The following is a 23038-nucleotide window of genomic DNA, read 5'->3' as shown; positions in this document are numbered from 1 at the left end:
GCGGTCTTTTGCAGGGATATGGAAAGTAGGGAGACCATGAACGAAAACGATTCGCATGAGAACGGGAAACCACAACCGGAAGCGCCGAAACCTGCTCGCTATATTCGGATCAAACCGTTTTCTCTGATCATGCTCATTTTTTTCCTTGTGCTAGCGACAGCCGCCGTTACCTTCGTGGCACTGACAGTCGGAGACGAAAAAGTAGTAGAAGTCGTCAAACCGAATCAAGTAGGTATGGAACGAAAAGAGTTCAAGAAACTGTATGAGGCATATGATCAACTGAAAGAAAGTTATTTTGACGATGTAGATGATCAAGTCGTCATTGACGGCGCGATCAACGGAATGGTCGATTCCTTGGGTGATCCGTACTCTGATTATCTAAATGAAAAAGAAGCCAAGCAATTGAATGAAAGCATTTCTTCGAGTTTTGAAGGAATCGGTGCAGAAATTCAAGAGTCCAACGGCTATATTAGTATCGTTTCACCGATAAAAAACTCTCCTGCTGAAAAGGCAGGTTTATTACCGAATGATACCGTATTGTCGGTCGATGGCGAAAGCATACAAGGTTTGTCTTCATCGGAAGCGGTATTGCTCATCCGTGGAGAAAAGGGGTCGACGGTGACATTGTCTGTACGACGCGGCGAAAAATCCGATCCCTTTGACGTCAAGATTGTTCGTGACGTGATTCCGATCAATACGGTATACGCTGAAATGCTCGACGACAACATCGCTCATATTAATATCACATCGTTTTCAGAACATACGTATGAAGAATTGCTCGAAGCGCTGAATGAAATGACCGATAAAGGAATGGAAGGCGTACTGATTGACGTGCGTCAAAATCCAGGCGGCATCTTAAGCGGTGCTATCGATATTTCCGATTTGTTCGTTCCGGACGGCAAAATCTTATTCCAAACGGAAGAAAAAGGCAAGACACCGGAAGCGTATCCTTCTTCTAACGGACAGAAAGTAACGGTCCCAGTCGCATTGATCGTAGATGAGGGCAGTGCGTCCGCGTCTGAGATCTTAGCGGGTGCGTTAAAAGAAGCTGCAGGTATTCCGATTGTCGGCGTCAAGACGTTTGGTAAAGGGACGGTTCAAACACCTACCCAATTACCGGATGGTTCCAACTTGAAATTGACGACAGCGAAATGGTTAACTCCAGACGGCAACTGGATCCATAAAAAAGGGATCGAGCCTGACGTTAAAGTACCTTATCCTTCGTATGCGTCACTACCTTTCCTTGATTCATCTGAAGAGATGGACGAAGGTACCGTTTCTCCTTCCGTACAAGCGGCAGAAGAAATGCTAGAAGCTGTAGGGTATGACCCAGGAGAAGCAGATGGTCTTTATGACGCGGATACAGCAGAAGCTGTTAAAACGTTGCAGAAAGATCTGTCACTAGAGCAGACAGGCATCTTGACTGGAGATACAACGGTCGGCTTAATGCAGAAATTACGGGACAAAATGAAAAAAGATGACCCACAATTGCTGAAAGCGAAAGAAGTTGTGTTAAAAGAAATTACTTTATAATCAAAGAAACACGCGTCCAGCAATCGTTGGGCGCGTGTTCTCTATGGAAAAGGATGATATAGAATGATTGATGTATATTTACTCAGCGGCTTTCTCGGAAGCGGCAAGACGTCTTTACTCGTAAGCTTAGTCGAGCAAGTGAAGGAATCCGGTAGACAACCAGCTGTATTGATGAATGAATTTGGAGAGTTGAATATTGACAGTCAAATCGTCGAGGATGCAGGCGAGGTTCCGTTAAAAGAATTACTAAACGGCTGTATATGCTGTACAGGTGCGGAATCTACGGAAGCGCAATTACAAGGCTTGCTAGCAGATTATCCGGAGATTGATGTGCTGTTCATTGAAACGACGGGTGCAGCTCACCCTGTAGAAGCGTTAGACGCCGTGTACTCGCCGTTATTTGCAGAGAAGCTAGACGTCAAGGGAATTGTCACTGTGGTCGATGCCAAGCGCTGGGTGGACCGTGACAAGCTATCGCCACGAATTCAAGCTTTATTCCTCGAACAAGTACGCCATGCACACTTCATGGTTCTCAATAAAACGGATTTGCTGACAGATCATCAATTGGCCTTTGTGACGATGCAAGTGACACAATTCAATTCTTACGCACCGCTCGTCCAGACAGTGAATGCGAAAGTCGATTTCGGCTATATCGAGAAAATGGTCAATGTGGCGGCGCCGAAACAGCCCATCTCCACAGGTAGCGGATTGCCTCTTGCTTCAAAAGTGTTGTCATTCGATGCCCCGGTCAACCAAGAGCACTTTGAGGATTGGGTGCGAACAGTACCGGACAGCGTCTACCGTATGAAGGGCTATATCCAACTAGAAGGTTCGCGGTACTCCCATTTATTTCAATATGCATACGGCATGGTCAACTGGATACCGGAATATATGCAAATCCCGTCCAAGTTGGTGATCATTGGGGAGCAACTCACTGACATCGAGTACTTGCCCAAAAACTAGTTGTCAATAGCTTTTTATTGTTAATGATATTCTCCATTGGATAAGGTTGCCAATACAAGTACCCTCAGACTCTCATTCCATAGCTTTGTAGAGTTCATTGGACGAGTTGGTAGGAATAACCAAGATCTCTCCTTTTCTTTTACGTTATGCTAGGTCACGTAGAAAAGGAGGGACCAAGATGAAAAAACCGTTATCACTCATCTTATTAAGTTCAGCTATTTTATTGCCTACTCATGCAGCAGAGGCAAGCACGACAAATCAAGTGCAGACACAGACGTATAATTGTGCCTTCGCCAATCAACAGGTGTACTCGTATTACTGGAGTAACTACCAGAAGCCACAGAGCAAACCGGTAGCGAAACCAACACCGCCTGTACAACAACCAAACGAACCAGCAGAAAAGCCACAAACAGACAAGCCGGCACAGCAACAAACAGCGAATGTATCCGCTACAGAACAAGCCGTACTCGATTTAACGAATGCGCAACGTACGAAGGCAGGACTCAAGCCATTACAGATTGATGCAGCCTTGCAGAAATCCGCAAAGCAGAAATCAGCCGATATGGCAGCAAACAACTATTTCTCTCATACAAGCCCGACATACGGTTCACCGTTTGATCAGATGAAGCAAAATGGCGTTACATACCGTTCGGCAGCCGAGAATATTGCGATGGGTCAGCGCAGTGCACAAGATGTCGTGACAGCTTGGATGAATTCAGCTGGACACCGTCAGAATATCTTGACGCCTGAGTTTACACATATCGGTATTGGCTATGATGCGAATGGTCATTACTGGACACAACAGTTTATACAGAAGTAAGAATGGGAAGGTCAATGGAGTTATATCCATTGACCTTTTTTTAATGAAGAGAGTTCGAGACTTTGTTTTTTCGTTGTGTAAGTTTGCGAGATAGGTCCAGATTACTAGAGACGCTAGAGGTAATGAGCGGTTACAAGCCATTATAGAGCGCTTAACGTATAGTATGAGCGGTGACGGACTAGGATAGAGCGGTTGGCGGTGAGTATAGAGCGGATACGCACGAACTATGAGCGCTTAGACGAATTAATGAGCGAAACTCGCATTGCACGCACTAATTCGGCATAAGTAATATGTAAACGACAACGAAAAAGACCAATGGAATAAACACTCCATCGGCCTTTTATTTTTATTCACGATACTTATTCTGTATAAAACGCAACCGAAACGAAAGAATTACCGCGCCTACCGTCAAGCCGACGATCAGGCCAACCCAGTAGCCATATGCGCCTAGTTCTGTATAATGTGCTAGCGCGAATCCGGTAGGCAGTCCAATGAGCCAGAATGACACGACGCCGACTAAGAACGTCATCGTCACGTCCTTATAGCCGCGCAACGCACCTTGGATCGGCGCTTGCACCGCATCCGACAGCTGGAATAGTGCCGCGTAGACGAAGAAATGTACGGCTAGTGTAATAATCGCTGTGTCCGTCGTATACATAGAAGCAATCGACTCACGGAACATCAGTAAGATGAATATGGATAGGAAACTGAAAACAACTGCGAACGCGATGCCGAGATACGTATACTCGCGCGCGTCCTTTGTTTTATTCGCACCAATGGATTGACCGACTAGAATCGTTGTACCCATTGAGACGCTTAACGGCACCATATAGAGAAGAGACGTAAAATTGAGCGCAATCTGGTGAGCCGAGATGACTTGTGCGGTATAGCTGCTCATCAATAACGTCACGACGGAAAAGATACTCGTCTCCACGAAAATGGATAGACCGATCGGCACGCCAATGAGTAAAATTTCTTTCCATTTGCGCAAGGAGATTCTTTGCCAACTCCTAAACAGCGTATACTCCTTAAAGTGGCGGGATGACCAGGCGATGAGCACCGCAATGAAGAACACGAGCCAGTACGTAAAGCCAGATGCATACCCTGCGCCTGCACCACCAAGTTCCGGGAAACCGAAGTTACCGAAAATTAATAAATAGTTCAATGCGATATTGATCGGTGCGGATAGCAGAATGATGAACATGGAGACACGAGTTGCGCCGAGTGCGTCAAAAAATGAACGCAAAACGGTATAGGCCATGAGTGGAACCAATCCGATACTCATGCCAGTCAAGTACGCGGATGCTACTTCTATAACGGGCGCATCTAGTGGCATTCTTGTAATGGCGGGTAACACGACCCAATGGATCAATACGAAAATGATTGCCGAAAGGGCGAGAGATACGTATAATGCTTGCTGGACAGTAGGACGCACATCGTTTTTATTCTTTGCGCCAATTTGCTGTGCGATAATAGGGGTAAGGCCCATCAGAATTCCAGAAAGGCCGGTATAGACCGGTATCCAGAAGGAACTGCCGATGGTCACGCCCGCTAAGTGAAACGTATCATAGCGTCCAGTCATAAGGATATCGAAGAACGACATCAGATAAAGCGCGACTTGCGTAATCACAATGGGAATCATAATCTTAATGAAAATGGATGTTTTTTGTTGCAAAGGTTTTGTTGCAGTAGTCATAGTTTTGATTTCCTCTACTAATTTTTTCATTTTGACTATTGTAGCATGAAATATAGTAGACAACGTATATGGAAGGATGGAATGAATGAAGCAACCGGTAGTCGTATTAACAGGTGGCGGTACAGCAGGACACGTATCTGTCAATCAAGCGTTAATACCCGTTTTTTTAAGTAAAGGGTATAGTGTGCATTATATTGGTTCCCATGAAGGAATCGAAAAAGAATTGATCGCGGACGGCCACCCCGAAGTGGTATATCACGCGATTCAAAGTGGAAAGTTACGGCGCTATTTCTCGCTGAAGAATTTTACGGACCCATTCCGTGTTGGAGCCGGGACACTACAGGCGCTCTCTATTCTTCGCAAAGTGAAACCGGAAATTATTTTCTCTAAAGGTGGATTCGTTTCAGTACCCGTCGTGATGGCGGCTAAGCTTGCGAACGTGCCTGTCGTCGTACATGAGTCGGACGTCACACCAGGTCTTGCGAATAAATTGGCATTGCCGTTCTCGTCACAAATATTTACGGTCTTTGAACAGACTTTGCAGTACGTGCCTGCAGCAAAATCCATGTGTACAGGGCCAATCATTCGTCCCGAGCTATTTATGGGCGATCGGGAAGAGGGCTTGCGCAGGACGGGTCTGAGTTCCGACAAACCGGTATTTATTATTATGGGGGGCAGCCAAGGTTCTGCCGTGTTAAATGAAGCGGTGCGCAATGAATTACCCGCGTTACTTGAGAAGTATCAGATCATTCATTTATGCGGTAAAGGGAATGTGGTAGAAGGACTTGCGGTGGCGGGGTACGTACAATATGAATATGTCACCGATGAATTGCCTGATCTGCTAGCAGCTGCTGATTACGCGGTTTCGCGTGCTGGCTCCAATGCGATTTTCGAATTGCTTGCGATTCATAAACCTATGTTGCTTGTTCCGCTTGCTGCGTCAAAAAGCCGCGGTGATCAAATATTGAATGCTGAGTACTTTGCTTCCAAAGGGCTGGCATTGCAAATAGGAGAAGAGCAATTCGAGGTGCAGTCTGTTACAGAACAATTTAATACACTCGTGAAGGAAAAAGCTCGATTGCTGTCAAATATTGAGAAAACGACTGAACCGAAAACACCTGAAAAAATGGCCGAATTAATTTTATCGTTCCAAAAATAGGAATGTACGCAGAGTGGCGAAGTGACGTAGTTTTCAGTAATTTTTAATATAATTCCAAGTACTTTGCAGAAAACTGTGCATCTTAGGATTAATCCCTTTCAGTTCTAATGTTTGCGTGCTATTATTGTATAGAAGTAGTGAAAATAAACACAACAAGCCAATAGGCAAATGTGGAGGTTATATTACATGTCGAACAATGTGGATTCCCATCGTTCCCCGTATTCTAATTTTTCGGGTCCAAACCTTGGGTATGTAATGGAAATGTACGATCTGTTTAAAACAGATCAAGATGCAGTAGATCCTGATTTAGCAGAGCTATTCAGGAATTTTGGTGCGCCTCAGATGGATGAGTCAGGTCAAGAGGCAGTCGTAGCGCAAGGTTCTCAAACGGATCTGCGTAAAGTTCTTGCCGTTTATTCTTTACTTGAAGCTATTCGTTCTTATGGACATCTTGCAGCAGACATTTATCCATTAAACGATCGACCTAAAGATACATCCCGTCTTGAACTGTCATATCATGGATTGACAGAAAGCGATCTGGTCGGATTGCCAGCAACTTTGTTCTTGAAAAATGTTCCAGCGACAGTTGAAAATGGATTAGATGCAATGAATTATTTGAAGTCTCTTTATACAGGCCCCATTGCATACGAATTCTCTCACTTAATTGATGAAACCGAGCGTAACTGGATTCAAACAAAAATTGAAAACGGCGACGTACAGTCAAAAATGCAAGGAGAAGAGAAAAAACAACTTCTTGAACGTTTGACGAAAATTGAAGGCTTTGAAAAATTCATTCACCGTACATTCGTTGGAGCGAAACGTTTCTCTATCGAAGGCGTGGACACATTAGTCGTCTTAATCGATGAATTAATGCGTCTTTCTGAAGATGCGAAAATGGAGAAAGTGCTAATAGGCATGGCTCACCGTGGACGTTTGAATGTCTTGACGCACAACTTAAATAAACCATACGAAATGATGTTTGCAGAATTCGCAGGCGTACCCGCTTCACCGTTCTTGCCAAAAGACGGATCTCTTGAAGTAACTCGCGGTTGGTTCGGCGACGTGAAATACCATATGGGTGCTCTTCATAAAGGTAAGTCCGGGATGAATCGCTTCCTTGCGTACAACCCGTCTCACTTAGAAGTGGTAAACCCAGTAATTACTGGGCAGACTCGTGCTGCACAAGAAAACACAGACAACCCAGGGATTCCAAAACAAGATACAAATAAAGCATACGCAATCTTAGTGCATGGTGATGCCGCGTTCCCAGGACAAGGGATCGTTCCGGAATCATTCAACTATTCTCGCGTTCGCGGTTTCAGAACAGGTGGATCGGTTCACGTCATCGCCAATAATACTATTGGCTTCACGACGGAATATTATGATTCCCGTTCTACACACTATGCATCCGATCCAGCAAAAGGCTTTGAAGTGCCTGTATTCCACGTGAATGCAGATCACCCAGAAGAAGTACTTGCTGTGGCAAAACTGGCATTTGAATATCGCCAGGCATTCGGTAAAGACGTATTGATCGACTTGATCGGATACCGTCGTTACGGACATAACGAAATGGATGAGCCACTCGTGACGAATCCAGTGATGTACCACGAAATCCATAAACACCCAACAGTTCGTGAAATTTACGGACAGCGTCTAGTTGAGCAAAAGCTTCTGACAGACGACGAAGTGAAAGAAATGGACAAGTCGGTCATCGCAACTATGCAACAAGCGTACGATCACGTAAAAGAAAAATCAGTAGACGCACCGGAAATTTCCAACGCAACGCCAGACGTCGTACAAGCTGGACTTCCACGTGATCTCGAAACTGGAGTAGCGGAAGATCGTCTTCGCCAAATGAATGAAGAGCTGTTGACATATCCAGCTGAATTCACAGTGTTCAACAAATTGGATAAAATCTTGAAGCGTCGCCTGGAGCCATTTAATGGTAAAGGTAAAATCGACTGGGCACATGCTGAGCAATTGGCATTCGGTTCAATCATTCAAGACGGTAAGCCAATCCGTATGTCTGGACAAGATATCCAGCGCGGAACATTTGCACAGCGTCACTTAGTATTACATGATGAAAAAACAGGTGAAGAACTTGTTCCATTGCATCATATTAGCGGATCTAACGCATCATTCGTGGCATATAACAGCCCATTGTCTGAAGCAGGTATCGTAGGCTATGAATTCGGTTATAACTTAGAAGAAGACAAAACGATGTCTATTTGGGAAGCGCAATACGGTGACTTCTCCAACATGGCACAAGTCATGTTCGATCAGTTCGTTTCTTCAAGTTATTCGAAGTGGGGTCAGCAATCCGGCCTCGTGCTATTGTTGCCACACGCATTTGAAGGACAAGGTCCAGAACACTCCAGTTCACGTATCGAACGTTACCTGCAACTTTGTGGTGAAAATAACTGGACAGTCGCGAATATCTCCAGTGCAGCAAACTACTTCCACGTATTGCGTCGTCAGTCGAAGATTCTTGGCAGCGAAGCAGAACGTCCGTTAGTTATTGCTACACCGAAGTCATTGCTTCGTCATCCACTAGTTGGAGCGGACGTGGAAGACTTAACGGAAGGTCACTTCAAGACCGTTCTTGAACAACCTGGTACAGGAACAAAACCTGAAAAAGTGAAAAAAATCTTGTTCGCAAGCGGGAAGATGGCAATTGATTTAGCTGAGAAGATTAAAGACGGCGAAGGATTCGACTACTTGCACGTTATACGTGTAGAGCAGCTATACCCATTCCCATCCGATAAAATCAAAGAAATCGTTGCACGTTACCCGAAAGTAAAAGATTTAGTATGGGTTCAAGAAGAGCCGAAGAACATGGGTACATGGTCATTCGCGTATCCATTCCTAGAAAAACTAGCTGACGGTAAGGACATTTCTTATGTAGGACGTATTAAGCGTTCAAGTCCTTCTGAAGGTGATGGTGCATCTCATAAAAAAGAACAAACCCGCATCATTGAAGAAGCTTTGAAAAAGTGATATAACAAGTACGTGAGCTTTACAATTAAATTTAAAACTACTTATATAAAGTAGCTTATCCGTTAGAAAACGGTATACCTACGAGGAGGAATTTATTGTGGCAGAGATCAGAGTACCTGAACTAGCAGAATCAATTACAGAAGGTACAATTGCAAAATGGTTAAAACAACCCGGTGAAAACGTGGAAAAAGGTGAATTCATCGTTGAATTGGAAACAGATAAAGTGAACGTTGAAGTCATTTCAGAAGAAGCAGGCGTTTTGTCTGAATTATTGGCTGCAGAAGGCGACACTGTTGAAGTTGGCCAAGTAATCGCGATTGTAGGCGAAGGTTCAGGTGCACCGGCACAACCAGCTCCACAAGCAACTGAAGCAGCATCTGCTCCAGCGCAAAAAGAAGAAACACCAGCTCCAGCAGCGGCTGTAACGGAAGAAACATCTTCAGCAGACCGCACAATTGCAAGCCCAGCAGCACGCAAGCTGGCTCGTGAAAAAGGTATTAATCTTGCAGATGTATCACCTGTTGATCCAATGGGACGCGTACGCGCGCAAGACGTATCTGCTCACAACAACGCTCCGGCACCTAAAGCTCCAGCGGCACCAGCTGCTAAAGCAGAAGCAAAAGATGACGGTCGTATTACGCGTCAGAAAATGACTCGTCGTCGTCAAACGATCGCGAAGCGTTTGCTTGAAGTAAAACAATCAACAGCGATGTTGACGACTTTCAACGAAATTGATATGTCGAAAATGATGGAACTTCGTTCACGCAAAAAAGATCAGTTCTTCGAGCAAAACGATGTTCGTCTAGGCTTCATGTCATTCTTCACGAAAGCAGTAGTTGCAGCATTGAAGAAATATCCATACGTTAACGCTGAAATCGATGGCGATGAAATTCTTTTGAAGAACTACTTCGATATCGGTATCGCAGTATCTACTGACGGCGGACTAGTTGTACCAAACGTTGTGGATGCAGACCGTAAGAGCTTTGCTGAAATCGAAGCATCTATCGGAGAACTTGCGAAAAAAGCACGCGACAACAAGTTGACAATGGCTGATATGACAGGCGGTTCATTCACGATTACAAACGGTGGAGTATTTGGTTCACTATTGTCTACTCCAATCCTTAACGGTACACAAGTAGGAATCTTAGGTATGCATACTATTCAGAAGCGTCCAGTAGCTGTTGGGGACAATATCGAAATTCGTCCGATGATGTATGTTGCACTTTCTTACGATCACCGCGTAATTGATGGTAAAGATTCAGTAGGATTCTTGAAGATGGTTAAAGAGTTGCTTGAAAACCCTGAAGACCTTCTACTAGGTTCTTAATCAGCACAAGCCAAGCGACCCGCTAATCAGCGGGTCGTTTTTATTTAAGGAAGGAGAGATTTCATGTCATATTTACAATGGTTGGATGAACCTACGTTAAAGACAGTGACGTGCACACATACCGATGCAGCAAAGTACTTGGTTAGCAATATGCTGACGGTGGGGAAGTCCTATGAAGTGAAGAATGAGACGGAAGAGTTTATCTTTGTGGTAGACAATTCTGGTAAGGTCGGCGGGTATTATAAGACGTATTTTGAGTAATTGATTGGTGAATAAATAGTAGGGTACTTAGAGACGATTCTTCATTGAATCGTCTTTTTTATGTGTGAGGGTGATAGGATGGGAAGAAAGATGGATTTTATCATGGAAAGCCCGTGAGAGAAGTACGCGTTTCGCTCATTAATTTCGTCTAAGCGCTCAAAGTTTATGCGTATCCGCTCAATCGTCGCCGCCGACCGCTCTATCAGGGCCCGGAGCCGCTCATACTTTACGTTAAGCGCTCTATCGCAGCTCGTATCCGCTCATTCATTGCCCGCGGTGTAACGCCAGTCTTGTACATATACAACGAACAAGGGAAGTACGCCAGTCTATTACTCGATCTGATCTCAACTTCTTAACGTTTGCGTTCTGGAATGGAAATCTCCATCGTGTTTCCATTATTTTCCCCCAAAAAAACCGTCTCTCTTATGAGGGACGGTTTTGTGACTCTTCATATACAGCAAGTAAACGAGTCTTAAGGTCTTGTTCCATTCGAGCGATTTCAGTCTCAGCGGCTTTGCGTTTAGCACGGCCATCTGCTTGGATCAGCAAGGTTTCTTCGATCGTCTGGATCAAGTTCTCTTGTGTCGTTTTCAACGTATCGATCTCAATAATACCTTTTTCATTTTCTTTGGCTGTCTCAATACTATTCACTTTTAACATTTCGGAGTTACGAAGCAACAAATCGTTCGTTGTCTTCGTGACGAGCTTTTGTGATTCGACAGCCTTTTGCTGACGGTTTAGTGTTAGCGCAATCGCAATTTGATTCTTCCACAGAGGGATCGCTGTCATGATAGAGGCTTGGATCTTCTCAGCTAACGTTTGGTTCGTTTGTTGGATCATACGGATCTGTGGAGCACTCTGAATGGTGATTTGACGAGATAGTTGCAAATCGTACAGGCGTTTTTCTAAACGATCAACAAATTGTGCCATGTCGTTAACTTCTTGAACCATCATTTGATCATCCGATTGCTGTGCTTTTTTATGCAGTTCCGGAATGATGGTGCTATTGATTTCATCAATCTTTAATTCCGCAGCCGCGATATAGACGTTCAATGCTTGGAAGTACGTTTTGTTTTGTTCATATAAACTGTCCAACATGCGGACGTCTTCCATTAAACCACGTTTGGAATGCTCTAGTTGAACGCTTATTTTATCGACTTGTGTGCCGAGCTTTTCGTATTTCGTCATGATTTCTTTGATAGGGCGAGTAGCCTTGTTGAATAAACGGCTAAGACCCGATTTCTTTTTATCTGATAGATCATCTGTATCGATTTCGGATAGTTTGGCCATTAATTCATTCAGTACATCGCCGACAGGTCCAATGTCTTTGCCTTGGACGTGATCTAGCATTTTATGAGAGAAGTTAGATAGTTCATTCTGTGCATTGGCACCGTAGGAAATGACGGCTTCGTAATTACCGACAGGGATCTGTGAAGCCAATTGTCTTGCCTTATCTTGTTCTTCAGGTGTTAATCGGTCGATCAATTTAGCAGGTGCGGCTGTGTCGGACAGCGAATTCTCCATTTCTTTTGGAAGCAGGCTAGCATCCATATCGAATGGATTGCCGAGCAAGTCGTCCACCGATTTTTCTTGTAGTACGTTTTTATCTGTCATTAGAATGTTCCCCTTTCGATTCGAGCAACGGTTTGTCTCTCTTAAGTGTAATATCGACGTAATCAATTTCCATTCGGAGCTGTTCCAAATCAGTTGATACAGCGTTACGTAGATCTCGTTCCATTTCGAGACTCAAATCAGATAACGTTTCGCGGGTATGTTGTAGTGCGACTTTGATATCTTGGTCTTTTAATGGTTGATTTACGAGCAGGCTGTACTTCGATGTTAATTCTACAACGGAATCAAGATGGGCGTAGAAAAAACTTTCGACTTGGTAGAACTTTCTCGGGTTGGACTGGACGATCTTAATGATGCGTCGAGCCATAGAAGACATATCGTATACTTGTCTGAATGCTTGGATGGAACGGACTTGTCCGTACATATTACCGAGCTGTTTTAGCTTTCGTTTTGATTCATTCAGTTGTTGTTCAATATGTTTATATTCAGAGCGTGCCATCCCGAATTTTTTTAATGTGGAGCGTAACTGTAGTTCTTTAATCGCTACGTTGCCTCCTGCATACAGTGCGATTCCGATAGCGGAGCCTAAGAAAAAGTTCATGCTCGTACCGCCGATGAGGATTACCCACGTCAGGAAACTAGTCGGAGCCAATATGACATGTCGTGTGAAGAAGTTTTTTATAGTATTCATGTTGATTCAGGCCGCCTTCCATTCTGACTCTATATAATACTTACGGATTAACAACGAAAAGGTTTCATTTATCGTGCAGACAGTAAGGTTACTGGAGCCTATCTCAATTATAGCCGAAAATGGACGAAAACTCATATATTACGCAACATGAATCAATTTACTTTGATTAGCGAGTCGAATTTGCTAGAATGAATATCATTCCTGCATAGCGCAAGGTAAAGGAGTGCTTACTGAATGTATGAAGTGGTATACATGAAGGCGGACTTTGAGCCGTGGTGGATGTTTGAAGAGTGGAGAGACTATAGTGTCTCATCCAAAACATTTACGAATAAAATGGACGCAGAATCATATATTAAAGAACTGGTCGGGAAGATGGAGCCGCATTTTGAGCATTACGAAGTTCGTAAAGGCTGCTTCCATGCATTTTGGTCCACATCTGAAAAATACTATTGCAATGGCTGCGAAGGAGATTTGCAGTTGTATCACGGTCTTATCGTATTGATAGACGGGGAACCAAACATATCGTAAGAACATTCAGTAAAAGCGTTTATTATTAATTGACAAAGAAGCCCAATATGTTATACTAAATGTAAGTAAATTAATCGAACGATCGTATGCTAAGTGATTCACCTATTACAAAAGGGATCGGCGACGTCGGCAACTTTTGTAATACGTGAATTTTTTTGTATGCTAAGGTTCGTGTATTAAAGTATTTATATTTTTTTGGAGGTAATCGAATGAAACAAGGTACAGTGAAATGGTTTAACTCAGAAAAGGGCTTCGGTTTTATCGAAGTTGATGGAGAAGAAGACATCTTTGTACACTTCTCAGCAATCCAAGGCGACGGATTCAAATCTCTTGACGAAGGTCAGCAAGTTGAATTTGAAGTTGTCGAAGGTAACCGTGGTCTACAAGCAGCTAACGTTGTTAAAATCTAAACCACTTGAAAAGGCGCCCATTGCGGCGCCTTTTTGTTTGCAGAAAATTACGGTTGTGTCACCGTTTCTAGACTAGAAGTAACGACAAATTCTTCTTCGCCTTCCATCTTCATCACCGATTCACGTTTTACTTCCCCAAAATCCTTCACGAGATAGATCCTGTTCACAAAGTCTTTACCCACTTGCTCCATTACGACCGCATCTTCAAATTGCTGATAAGGAGTTTCCACTGACGCATTCATCTCCACAATCTTCCAGTCGTCAAAAGTTGTACCTACTTCAATAGGACCTTTCAAATAGGTTCGGATCGGTTTCATGGACTCCAGCTCTTCCGTCGGTGGAACGCCAGCGTCCAACTCGATATGTTCTTCCTGCAATACTTGGATTTTATCTCCATCCACTTTATACACTTTTTGAACGAATGCACCACCGTTATTTTCGTGAATCACGACATAGTCTTGCGCAGGTCTTGCCACGGTAATGTCTAGCTCAGCAAATTCATTACCGACACCTTTATAATGCGCGCTGGAACCGTCCGGAAGAAAGTAATCAAGTAAAGCCACATCGGTCAGATTCGCATCTTTGTTGTCATGTTGTTGTGACTTGTCACCGTTCGTTCCTTCTTGATTGGTCGAAGAGTCGGTCTTACCATCCATGGACGTATCAGGCTTGTTTGAGCAACCTGCGAGCATGAGAAGCAGTGCAGCCAGTAGAAACCAAAGATTGCGTTTCATTATGAAAAACCTCCTTTTACTTTGTGTTATTCCCTTAATAGTGGAAGCTATTCATAGAAAATAAAAATAAGACAGTGTGTAGATTACTGGATTGCGTGTAGTTGGGCACTCAAATATCTTGTACATTTAATTCAATTTCTAAACTGAAAATCATTTTTAGTAGGGAAGTCTCTTTTTCTTATAAATATTTATTAAAATCTCCAAATATGCGATTTACTGATAACCATCGAAATACATCCGTCTATAAACATATTGAATAGTTCTATCAAAACCTGGTTCCAAATAATCCTTATTACTATAATAATACTCGCATCTCATTATTTGGTATACTATACATAATGCACGTACAGCAACCAAGGAGGGAAGAGCAATGAAGAGTACATTCGTAATTCGTCAAAGAGCCTTTTTAAAGCTCTATATGCTCAATAAGGCAGAAGAAGGGAACTTGTATGGCTTACAAATATTAGATGACCTTATAGATCATTTCAGAGACCTTGGGTATCGACCAACTAAGTCTGAAGTATACAAGTCTCTACATGATTTACTCAATGATGGTCTGATCGTCAGACACCCGGTTCATAAGCAGGGGACAGAAATGCAGACACTTTACATCTACCGTATTGGCGATAAGGAGAAAGTAAAAGCTTATAAAGATACTATAAAGTTCGAGATTGATCGATCCATCTCATTACTTACTAGAGCACTGCTAGACAATTACTCGCAAAAGAGACAATAAAAAATGAAGTAGCGATGTCTCTTGTTTTTAGCGGTTCTAGATTGTCTCACAGGCAATTAACGGTTACACTACATCACTTAAATTTAACACTTGGTAACACCAAGCGCAAAAGACTCCCCTAGAAGTTTTTCCTTCAAGGGGAGTCTCTATATTAACTACTAATTAAGCTTTCTTACCTTTCCATTCCAAATACTCATCATAAGTCATCATTTTATCAAAGATTGTTCCATCATCATTGATTTCGATTACACGATTAGCAATTGTTTGGATGAACTGATGGTCATGAGATGTGAAGATCATCGCACCCTTGAACGCGATCAAACCATTGTTAAGTGCTTGGATAGATTCCAGGTCCAAGTGGTTTGTTGGCTCATCAAGAAGAAGAACGTTTGAGCTTGTTAGCATCATTTTTGATAACATACAGCGAACTTTTTCTCCACCTGATAAAACGTTCGGCTTTTTCTTCACTTCTTCACCTGAGAACAACATACGTCCAAGGAATCCACGCAAGAATGTTTCCGTTTCATCTTCAGGAGAGTATTGACGAAGCCAATCAACTAATGTCGGTTCGGATCCTTCAAAATACTTCGAGTTATCCATAGGGAAGTAGGCACGAGTTGTCGTTACGCCCCATTTGATCACTCCTGTATCCGGCTCTGTTTCTTCAGCTAGCATATCGAGCAAAGCGGATTTTGCAAGTGGATTACCAATCAATACTACTTTATCCTCTTTATTGAGTGTAAAGGTCGCATCTTTGATAAACGTTTTACCATCCACCGTTTTGGTGACATCTTTAATCGTCAAGACGTCGTTACCGATTTCGCGGCCAATTGTAAAGTTAACGAAAGGATAACGGCGTGAAGAAGGCTTAATATCATCCAACTCGATTTTATCCAATGTCTTTTTACGAGATGTAGCTTGTTTGGATTTCGATGCGTTGGCACTGAAACGTGCGATAAACGCTTGTAATTCTTTTACTTTTTCTTCTTTTTTCTTGTTTGATTCTTGGGATAGTTTCAAAGCCAATTGACTTGATTCGTACCAGAAATCATAGTTACCCGCGTAGATCTGAATTTTACCAAAGTCAAGATCGGCGATATGTGTACATACTTTATTCAAGAAATGACGGTCGTGGGAAACGACTACGACAGTGTTTTCAAAGTTGATCAAGAATTCTTCAAGCCATTGAATTGCTTTTAGATCCAAGTTATTTGTCGGCTCATCTAGTAGTAATACGTCAGGTTTACCAAACAAAGCTTGTGCAAGCAATACTTTTACTTTGCTTGATCCGTCAAGCTCCGCCATTGTCACGTGATGCATACTTTCAGGAACGCCAAGGCCTTGAAGGAGTACAGAAGCTTCAGATTCCGCTTCCCATCCGTTCATCTCAGCGAATTCACCTTCAAGTTCAGCTGCACGCATACCGTCTTCGTCGGAGAAGTCTTCTTTCATATAAATCGCGTCTTTTTCTTTCATGACTTCATATAACTCTTTATGACCCATGATGACTAAATCCATCACGACGAAGTCTTCGTACTCGAAGTGGTTCTGCTTCAGGACAGCCAAACGCTCATCTTTTCCAAGAATCACATTCCCTGTTTGGGGTTCAAGTTCACCTGACACAATTTTGACAAACGTTGATTTACCAGCGCCATTCGCTCCAATTAATCCATAGCAATTGCCTGGATTGAATTGTATATTGACGTCTTCGAATAGCTTACGGTCGCCAAAGCGAAGACTTAAATTACTAACTGCTAACATAAATAATATCCTCCTAATTTCACAATGTTCCTAGTATACATTAAAATTACGTGAAATGGAATGTTTGAACTAGTACTGTATATAATTTCGTTTTACAATATAATGACGATAGATATTAGATAAGTATTACATACAAAAGGAGTCTTTGTATTGCGCTCTAAAACTACACAAGGTCTATTACTATTTGCGATTTTCATAGTCGCGCTCAACTTACGGCCGGCGATTACATCAATCGGACCGATGCTAGACATCATTCGTGATGATTTGCTGTTGTCGAACACTCAAGTAAGTCTCCTGACTGTTATTCCGGTTATTTGTATGGGCGTCTTCGCCATGCTGGCACCCATACTAAATAAGACAATCGGCTTGAATAAGACGATGTACTTGATGTTGTTGTTACTTGCTGTAGCAACCGGCATGCGTTTTTCTGTCACATCGTTCAGTGTTTTAATACTAACTGCTTTCATTGCGGGTGTCGCGATTGCTGTTATTGGACCGTTATTATCGGCATTGATCAAACAATACTTCCCAAGGCACGTTGCTGTCGTCGTCGGCATTTATTCATTTGGTATGGGAATGGGGGCAACGCTGAGTACAGGATTGACAGGGGTCTTTTATGAAAAAGCTCATTCCTACTCATTCGCACTTGCTGTTTGGGCGGCCGTTGCGATTGTCGGTATCATGGCGTGGGCTATCACCGCCGCACACCCGATCCAAGTGAAGCAAGTGTCGAAGCCCCCTATGCATAAAGGGGAAAATCCTTGGCGCAGTAAACAGGCATGGAGCTTCCTGATTTTCTTTGGTTTACAGACCGCGTTATTCTTTTCTGTTTTGACTTATCTTGTTCCCATTGCAGTATCGAACGGCATGACGCTTCTCCAAGCGGGGACATTACTAAGTGCTATGACGATTGTGCAAATTTTTATGAATATCGGTTTTCCTATCATTTTACAGAAGTTTACTAGCAGAACGCCAGCACTTGTCAGCATTCTTGCGCTCGGTATGATCTCCATCGGATTCATGTGGACAGCAGATCCGCTGTGGTTTGCCATTGGCGTTCTCCTCATGGGAATTCCGCTCGGTGGGTTATTCCCAATCTGTTTACTGATGCCGATGGACGCGACGGATTCTGCCGAAGAAACGAATTCATGGACCGCCATGATGCAGACAGGTGGCTTCATTATCGGTGGGATCTTACCATTACTAATCGCTTCGTTATATGACTACACCGAAAATCATTACGTTACATTGTTCGTATTTCTTGTTTTATTTGTGGCAATGCTAATGCTAGCGTTGCAAATAGGTCGATCCGCCAAGCAAAGCTCGTGACTGGACGCAACCCGTTGTGAACAGAAACGTCCTCATAACAGGATACACACGGATAATGGAGGAATGAATGCCACATGGACGAACACTTCGACGAACAACAGCCACAACGTAGAAAAAAGAAGCGTAAATTACGCGTGGGCAGAGTTTTTATGACTCTACTATTGCTTTTCACGATCACCATATCAGCGTATAGTTACTTTCAATATAAACAAGGCAAGGCCATGACGGCTGGGAGTAAGATTGACCCTGGAGAATTTCAGGGCGACTTACTGAGTCCACAAGATCCGACGACGGAAAATTATTTATTGCTCGGCGTCGACAATGACGGTTCCGGAAAATATCGTACCGATACGATGATGGTGCTATCATGGGACCAAACCGCTGGAACTGCGCACTTAATTTCATTCATGCGTGATATTTACGCACAAATTCCAGGGTATCAGTCGTACAAGCTCAATACCGCGTACTATTTAGGGGGAGTGCAAACGGCGAAAGAAACGATTTCAGGGATGTTCAATATTCCGATTCATCATTATGCAGTCGTCGATTTCGATAATTTCGAATCGATTATGGATATTACGTTTCCAAAAGGCCTCGAAATGAATGTACAGAATGAAATGTCCGAGAAAATCGGTGTCACGCTAAAACCAGGCGTACAGCGGTTGAACGGTAAGGAGTTACTCGGTTATGCCCGATTCCGCGCAGATGATGAAGGCGACTTTGGACGAGTCAATCGCCAACAGGAAGTCATTCAAGCGATGAAAGACGAGCTGTTTAGCGTGTCGACTGTTTTGCAAGCACCTAAATTAGCCGGCGCACTCGATAACTTCATTGAAACGGATCTAACGACGAAAGACGAGCTAACAAGAGTGCTAACCGTCATCGCAAAACGGAAACTTGATCTGCAGACATTACGTATTCCAGTGGAGGACAGTTATTCCTTCACTTCATATAGCCATGCAGGATCTGTAATTGAAATTGATTTAGATAAAAACAGAGAAGCGATCCGTTCGTTTTTGACTACACCTTAACGGATCGAATAAAAGGGGAGTGAATCGGTGAGGCAACCACCAAAAAAGTCTTCTTTACGAGACTTCTGGTCTATTCGTTCGACATCACCAATCGTCGGATTTCTCGGTGGTCAATCTACATTGTTTGTATTGCTTTGTTTATTGTTCATTGGATTGATCATCTTGGTCTTCACTCAAGTTTCATTTATTTTCTATCCGATTCAAGTATTTTTCTCAACTGTCGTCTTGCCGGTAGTGCTCGCGACGATTTTATACTACTTAATGCGTCCCATTCTTCGCTTTTTGGAAGAACGTTTGCGCATACCACGCGTCTATGGCATTTTAATCATCTTACTAGCCGCTGCTGGTTTACTGACATTAGTGATTTTCTTAGTGTTACCGTTCCTGCGTTTGCAGACGATCAATTTATTCGATGAATTTCCAACGTATTTCAAACAGTTGATCCTAGACATGGATAATTTTTTACGGAATTCTATTTTCGGTTCTGTCTATCAAGGGTTCAACTTTAACGTCAATACGTTCCTCGATTCGGGCTTTGCGAGCATCGGAAAGTTCTTCACGGAGACGATAGGTGGTATCGCATCAGGCGTGACGTCATTCGTTTCCGCGCTTACTGGAATTATCTTGAGCATCGTCACCGTGCCGCTCATTCTATTTTATCTATTGAAGGATGGCGAGAAGTTACCTCAGATGATTTTGCGCATGTTGCCACCACGTTTGCGTGATGATGCATCGATCATTTTCCGCGATGCGGACAGACAAATTAGCGCGTATATTCAAGGGCAGATTTTGGTGGCGATTGCGATCGGGATCATGGTATCGATCGGCTTCTTAATTATTAAAATGAAATATGCATTATTGCTTGGGGTACTTGCGATGTTCACAAGTATCGTGCCGTATCTTGGGCCAGTGATTGCGATCACGCCTGCCGCTATTATTGCGATGGTCACGTCGCCATTCATGCTTGTGAAGCTTGCGATTGTTTGGACGATTGTGCAAGTGGTTGAAGGGAAATTTATTTCGCCTCAGATCATGGGGAAGTCGCTACATATTCACCCGATCACCATTATCTTCGTTTTACTGACGGCCGGCTCGCTGTTCGGCGTCGCTGGAGTGATTCTCGGGATTCCAGCATATGCATTGCTGAAAGTAGTCGCCACGCATGTGTTTTATTTGTTCACGTTGCGATACAATCGCTTTGAGACGCAAGAAGAAATGTATTATGAGACAGATTCGATTGAAGAGTATTATGAAGACGACAGAGAGTAACCCGCCTAAGGTGGGTTACTTTTTTTATGGAGTTGTTTAGAAGAGTGGACAGGTGAATAGTATGGGATTTCATTGAAATGAATACCGGATGTAGTGATACGTGAGATGTTTAAGTTCACACTGTCGGAGGCTCATGAGCGGATATAGGGCTTGATAGAGCGCTTGCTGGAAAGTATGAGCGGTTACGGACCGTGATAGAGCGTTTGGCGATGACCATAGAGCGGATACGCATGAACTATGAGCGCTTATACGAATTAATGAGCGAAACGCGCACTGTCCCACTGTCTCTATACGGTTTCATACAAAATAGTTCCTGTTCTTGTTAAGTCGTAGCCACCCATCACAGCTAGTTTTTCTTTGAATGAGGTTGAGTTCAGTGTCTTGACTATGAGCTCGCGCAGTTTTTCGTTTTCAGCCGTTTTAATCAGTACTAAATCATACTGCTCCTGTATCAATGGAATAAAGTCTACATCTAGTAATCGAGCAGTTTTTTCGATTCCGACGCCTACATCTGCATGACCCGAAGCGATTCGTGTCGCTACAGCCATGTGATTCAGCTCCTCATCGTCATAGCCGTTAATAGAAGGGCCCGTAATTCCTGCGATAAGTAGTTGCTCATCCAGCAAAACACGAGCTCCAGAGCCTTTCTCACGGTTCATAAGGCATATTCCCGGTTGCGCGAGATCCGACCAGTTCTGTAGTTGCTTCGGATTATCCTTTTGCACATATAAGCCTGCTTTTCTGCCAAGCAAATGGATGACCATATAAGAGTGTCCAGTAAGCAGCCGTTTAATATACGGTAGATTGTATTCACCAGTTTCTCCATCAAATAAATGCGTACTGACGATGTCGGCTTGGCCTTGATACATCTTGATCAAGCTGTTTAAACTACCAGAGAATGATCGCAATGGCTGATAAAGTCCGGATTCTTCTATGTGACTGGCAATAATGTCCAGGCTCAAATCCTGTCCGCTGATGATGATTTGTTTGTCCGTTGCAGATGCTGACGCAGTGACTTGTTGGATCAGCGAATTCGAAGGCACTGGAGCAGATTCACCACCGCTTTTCAATCGTTCTTTATACGCTGTTAAATCCACAGCATCGACACGCATTTGACGTCCCACGCGATAGGCACGGATTTCTCCCTTTTTAATGATGTCGTACACCGTTAATTTCGATACTTTCAATAATTGAGCGATTTCATCGGTCGTATAGGAAATGTCATGTTCTAGATTTGTCATGTCTCAACCCTCCAAGAATAGTACATCTATCTTCCGACAAATCATCACTAATTGCAAAATTGACAAGTGTCATAAAGCATAATATGATGATTCCATATATAACTAGATATATTTAGTTATATCTAGTTATAAGTAATTGAGAAGTAGGGGATACATAATGAAACGATTGTCACTTTCTGCTTTTTTCGTTCTGTTAGCTGTTTTTCTAGTCGGATGTTCAGATAAGAATGAAACTGGAAACACAGAAGCACTAGATCAGGAAACACCGAAAGTGGAACTGATCATTTCTGCGGCTGCAAGTTTGACGGATGCATTGGAAGAGTTAAAACGATCTTTTGAAGAAGCTCATGAAGGGATCTCTGTAATATACAACTTCGGAAGCTCAGGAAAATTGGCAACGTCTATTGAAAATGGCGCCCCTTCTGACGTATTCTTGTCTGCCAGTTCAAAAGATATGAACGACATGCAAGATAAAGAGTTACTTGTCAATGAATCCAGAAAAAATTTCGCGGAAAACGCACTTGTTTTGATTACACATAAAGATTCCGACAGTGCGATTTCTTCATTCAAAGACTTGGATCCAGCAATTATCGATCATTTGGCAGTAGGTGAGCCTGAATCAGTTCCGGTTGGTCGTTATACGAAAGAAACATTTGAAAGCTTAGATCTCTGGAAACCTTTGCAAGACAAGTTAGTTCTAGGGTCAGACGTACGGCAAGTACTGACACACGTAGAAATGGGTAACGTAGAATATGGCGTCGTATATTCCAGTGATGCATTCATTTCAGATGATGTAAAAACATTGGCAGAATCTGAAGCCGACTGGCACGAGCCGATTGTATACCCGGCCGCTGTCGTGGCTGAATCCAAACATCAAGAAGCCGCACAGCAATTTCTTGATTATTTGACTGGTGATGAAGGAAAAGAAACGTTGCAGAAGTTCGGATTTAAGTAAAGGAAAGAGGGAGAAGGCGTGCTGG

General features: G+C 43.1%; 20 protein-coding genes. 14 read left to right on the top strand and 6 right to left on the bottom strand.

Translation table 11 applies throughout. The features are described from left to right. Window positions 1–36 precede the first annotated feature (36 nt). The 3 genes from SporoP8_RS01075 (at window position 37) to SporoP8_RS01065 (ending at window position 3316) form a co-directional block, all read left to right on the top strand. On the top strand, window positions 37–1533 hold the full coding sequence (locus SporoP8_RS01075) for a lmo1851 family serine protease (RefSeq protein ID WP_085130753.1): 1497 nt from the start codon (window positions 37–39) through the stop codon (window positions 1531–1533). A gap of 63 nt (window positions 1534–1596) precedes the next feature. Beyond that, window positions 1597–2496 carry a CobW family GTP-binding protein gene (locus SporoP8_RS01070; RefSeq protein WP_085130751.1) on the top strand — a complete coding sequence of 300 codons (900 nt, stop codon included), beginning with the start codon at window positions 1597–1599 and terminating at the stop codon, window positions 2494–2496. Between the two features lie 178 nt (window positions 2497–2674). Further along, window positions 2675–3316 carry a CAP domain-containing protein gene (locus SporoP8_RS01065; RefSeq protein WP_085130749.1) on the top strand — a complete coding sequence of 214 codons (642 nt, stop codon included), beginning with the start codon at window positions 2675–2677 and terminating at the stop codon, window positions 3314–3316. 346 nt (window positions 3317–3662) lie between these two features. On the opposite strand, the gene SporoP8_RS01060 is transcribed toward SporoP8_RS01065, so the two are convergent. Continuing rightward, window positions 3663–5012, bottom strand: coding sequence for an MATE family efflux transporter (locus SporoP8_RS01060; protein WP_085130747.1), 1350 nt, complete (start codon window positions 5010–5012; stop codon window positions 3663–3665). Between the two features lie 85 nt (window positions 5013–5097). On the opposite strand from SporoP8_RS01060, the gene SporoP8_RS01055 reads away from it, so the two are divergent. From SporoP8_RS01055 to SporoP8_RS01040, 4 genes are all read left to right on the top strand, one after another. Beyond that, window positions 5098–6171, top strand: a complete 1074-nt coding sequence (locus tag SporoP8_RS01055) for an undecaprenyldiphospho-muramoylpentapeptide beta-N-acetylglucosaminyltransferase (protein WP_085130745.1) — start codon at window positions 5098–5100, stop codon at window positions 6169–6171. Window positions 6172–6357: 186 nt separating this feature from the next. Then, entirely contained in the window at window positions 6358–9168 is a 2811-nt protein-coding gene (locus SporoP8_RS01050; RefSeq protein WP_085130743.1) for a 2-oxoglutarate dehydrogenase E1 component, read from the top strand. 97 nt (window positions 9169–9265) lie between these two features. Next, on the top strand, window positions 9266–10495 hold the full coding sequence (gene odhB, locus SporoP8_RS01045; RefSeq protein ID WP_085130740.1) for a 2-oxoglutarate dehydrogenase complex dihydrolipoyllysine-residue succinyltransferase: 1230 nt from the start codon (window positions 9266–9268) through the stop codon (window positions 10493–10495). Between the two features lie 63 nt (window positions 10496–10558). Then, a complete protein-coding gene (locus SporoP8_RS01040) occupies window positions 10559–10756 on the top strand; it encodes a DUF6501 family protein (protein WP_085130738.1) in 198 nt (65 codons plus the stop codon). 423 nt (window positions 10757–11179) lie between these two features. Here SporoP8_RS01040 and SporoP8_RS01035 read toward each other — a convergent pair whose 3' ends face one another. Both SporoP8_RS01035 and SporoP8_RS01030 read right to left on the bottom strand, forming a co-directional pair. After that, a complete protein-coding gene (locus tag SporoP8_RS01035) occupies window positions 11180–12370 on the bottom strand; it encodes a toxic anion resistance protein (protein ID WP_085130736.1) in 1191 nt (396 codons plus the stop codon). Beyond that, entirely contained in the window at window positions 12360–13019 is a 660-nt protein-coding gene (locus tag SporoP8_RS01030) for a 5-bromo-4-chloroindolyl phosphate hydrolysis family protein (protein ID WP_085130734.1), read from the bottom strand. Before SporoP8_RS01030 ends, SporoP8_RS01035 begins: the two co-directional genes overlap by 11 nt. Window positions 13020–13253: 234 nt before the next feature. Between SporoP8_RS01030 and SporoP8_RS01025 the strand changes: the two genes are divergently transcribed. After that, entirely contained in the window at window positions 13254–13547 is a 294-nt protein-coding gene (locus SporoP8_RS01025) for a DUF1033 family protein (protein WP_085130732.1), read from the top strand. A gap of 209 nt (window positions 13548–13756) precedes the next feature. Then, window positions 13757–13957 (top strand): cold-shock protein, encoded by a 201-nt coding sequence (locus SporoP8_RS01020; RefSeq protein WP_085130730.1) that lies wholly within the window; start codon window positions 13757–13759, stop codon window positions 13955–13957. A 47-nt stretch (window positions 13958–14004) separates the two neighbouring features. Here the strand turns inward: SporoP8_RS01020 and SporoP8_RS01015 are convergent, their stop codons facing one another. Continuing rightward, window positions 14005–14691 carry a hypothetical protein gene (locus SporoP8_RS01015; protein WP_085130729.1) on the bottom strand — a complete coding sequence of 229 codons (687 nt, stop codon included), beginning with the start codon at window positions 14689–14691 and terminating at the stop codon, window positions 14005–14007. A gap of 370 nt (window positions 14692–15061) precedes the next feature. Between SporoP8_RS01015 and SporoP8_RS01010 the strand changes: the two genes are divergently transcribed. Then, a complete protein-coding gene (locus SporoP8_RS01010) occupies window positions 15062–15427 on the top strand; it encodes a helix-turn-helix domain-containing protein (protein WP_085130727.1) in 366 nt (121 codons plus the stop codon). Between the two features lie 162 nt (window positions 15428–15589). Here the strand turns inward: SporoP8_RS01010 and SporoP8_RS01005 are convergent, their stop codons facing one another. Continuing rightward, window positions 15590–17188 carry an ABC-F family ATP-binding cassette domain-containing protein gene (locus SporoP8_RS01005; RefSeq protein WP_085130725.1) on the bottom strand — a complete coding sequence of 533 codons (1599 nt, stop codon included), beginning with the start codon at window positions 17186–17188 and terminating at the stop codon, window positions 15590–15592. A gap of 150 nt (window positions 17189–17338) precedes the next feature. Between SporoP8_RS01005 and SporoP8_RS01000 the strand changes: the two genes are divergently transcribed. The 3 genes from SporoP8_RS01000 to SporoP8_RS00990 all read left to right on the top strand — a co-directional run bounded on the left by SporoP8_RS01000 (window position 17339) and on the right by SporoP8_RS00990 (window position 20817). Further along, window positions 17339–18517 (top strand): MFS transporter, encoded by a 1179-nt coding sequence (locus tag SporoP8_RS01000; protein ID WP_085130723.1) that lies wholly within the window; start codon window positions 17339–17341, stop codon window positions 18515–18517. 74 nt (window positions 18518–18591) lie between these two features. Beyond that, the gene (locus SporoP8_RS00995; RefSeq protein ID WP_085130721.1) at window positions 18592–19548 is read left to right on the top strand and encodes an LCP family protein; all 957 of its coding nucleotides are present in this window, start codon (window positions 18592–18594) and stop codon (window positions 19546–19548) included. Window positions 19549–19575: 27 nt separating this feature from the next. After that, entirely contained in the window at window positions 19576–20817 is a 1242-nt protein-coding gene (locus SporoP8_RS00990; protein ID WP_369802586.1) for an AI-2E family transporter, read from the top strand. Window positions 20818–21104: 287 nt separating this feature from the next. On the opposite strand, the gene SporoP8_RS00985 is transcribed toward SporoP8_RS00990, so the two are convergent. Further along, window positions 21105–22058, bottom strand: a complete 954-nt coding sequence (locus tag SporoP8_RS00985; protein WP_085130719.1) for a substrate-binding domain-containing protein — start codon at window positions 22056–22058, stop codon at window positions 21105–21107. Window positions 22059–22215: 157 nt separating this feature from the next. Between SporoP8_RS00985 and modA the strand changes: the two genes are divergently transcribed. Beyond that, window positions 22216–23013: a molybdate ABC transporter substrate-binding protein gene (modA, locus tag SporoP8_RS00980; protein WP_085130717.1), complete on the top strand. Its 798-nt coding sequence runs from the start codon at window positions 22216–22218 to the stop codon at window positions 23011–23013. The last annotated feature ends 25 nt before the right edge of the window (window positions 23014–23038 follow it).

This window comes from Sporosarcina ureae, assembly GCF_002101375.1.
Taxonomy (GTDB): Bacteria; Bacillota; Bacilli; order Bacillales_A; family Planococcaceae; genus Sporosarcina; species Sporosarcina ureae_B.
Note: the sequence above shows the minus strand (reverse complement) of the source record. Positions and strands in the feature narration are given on the sequence as shown.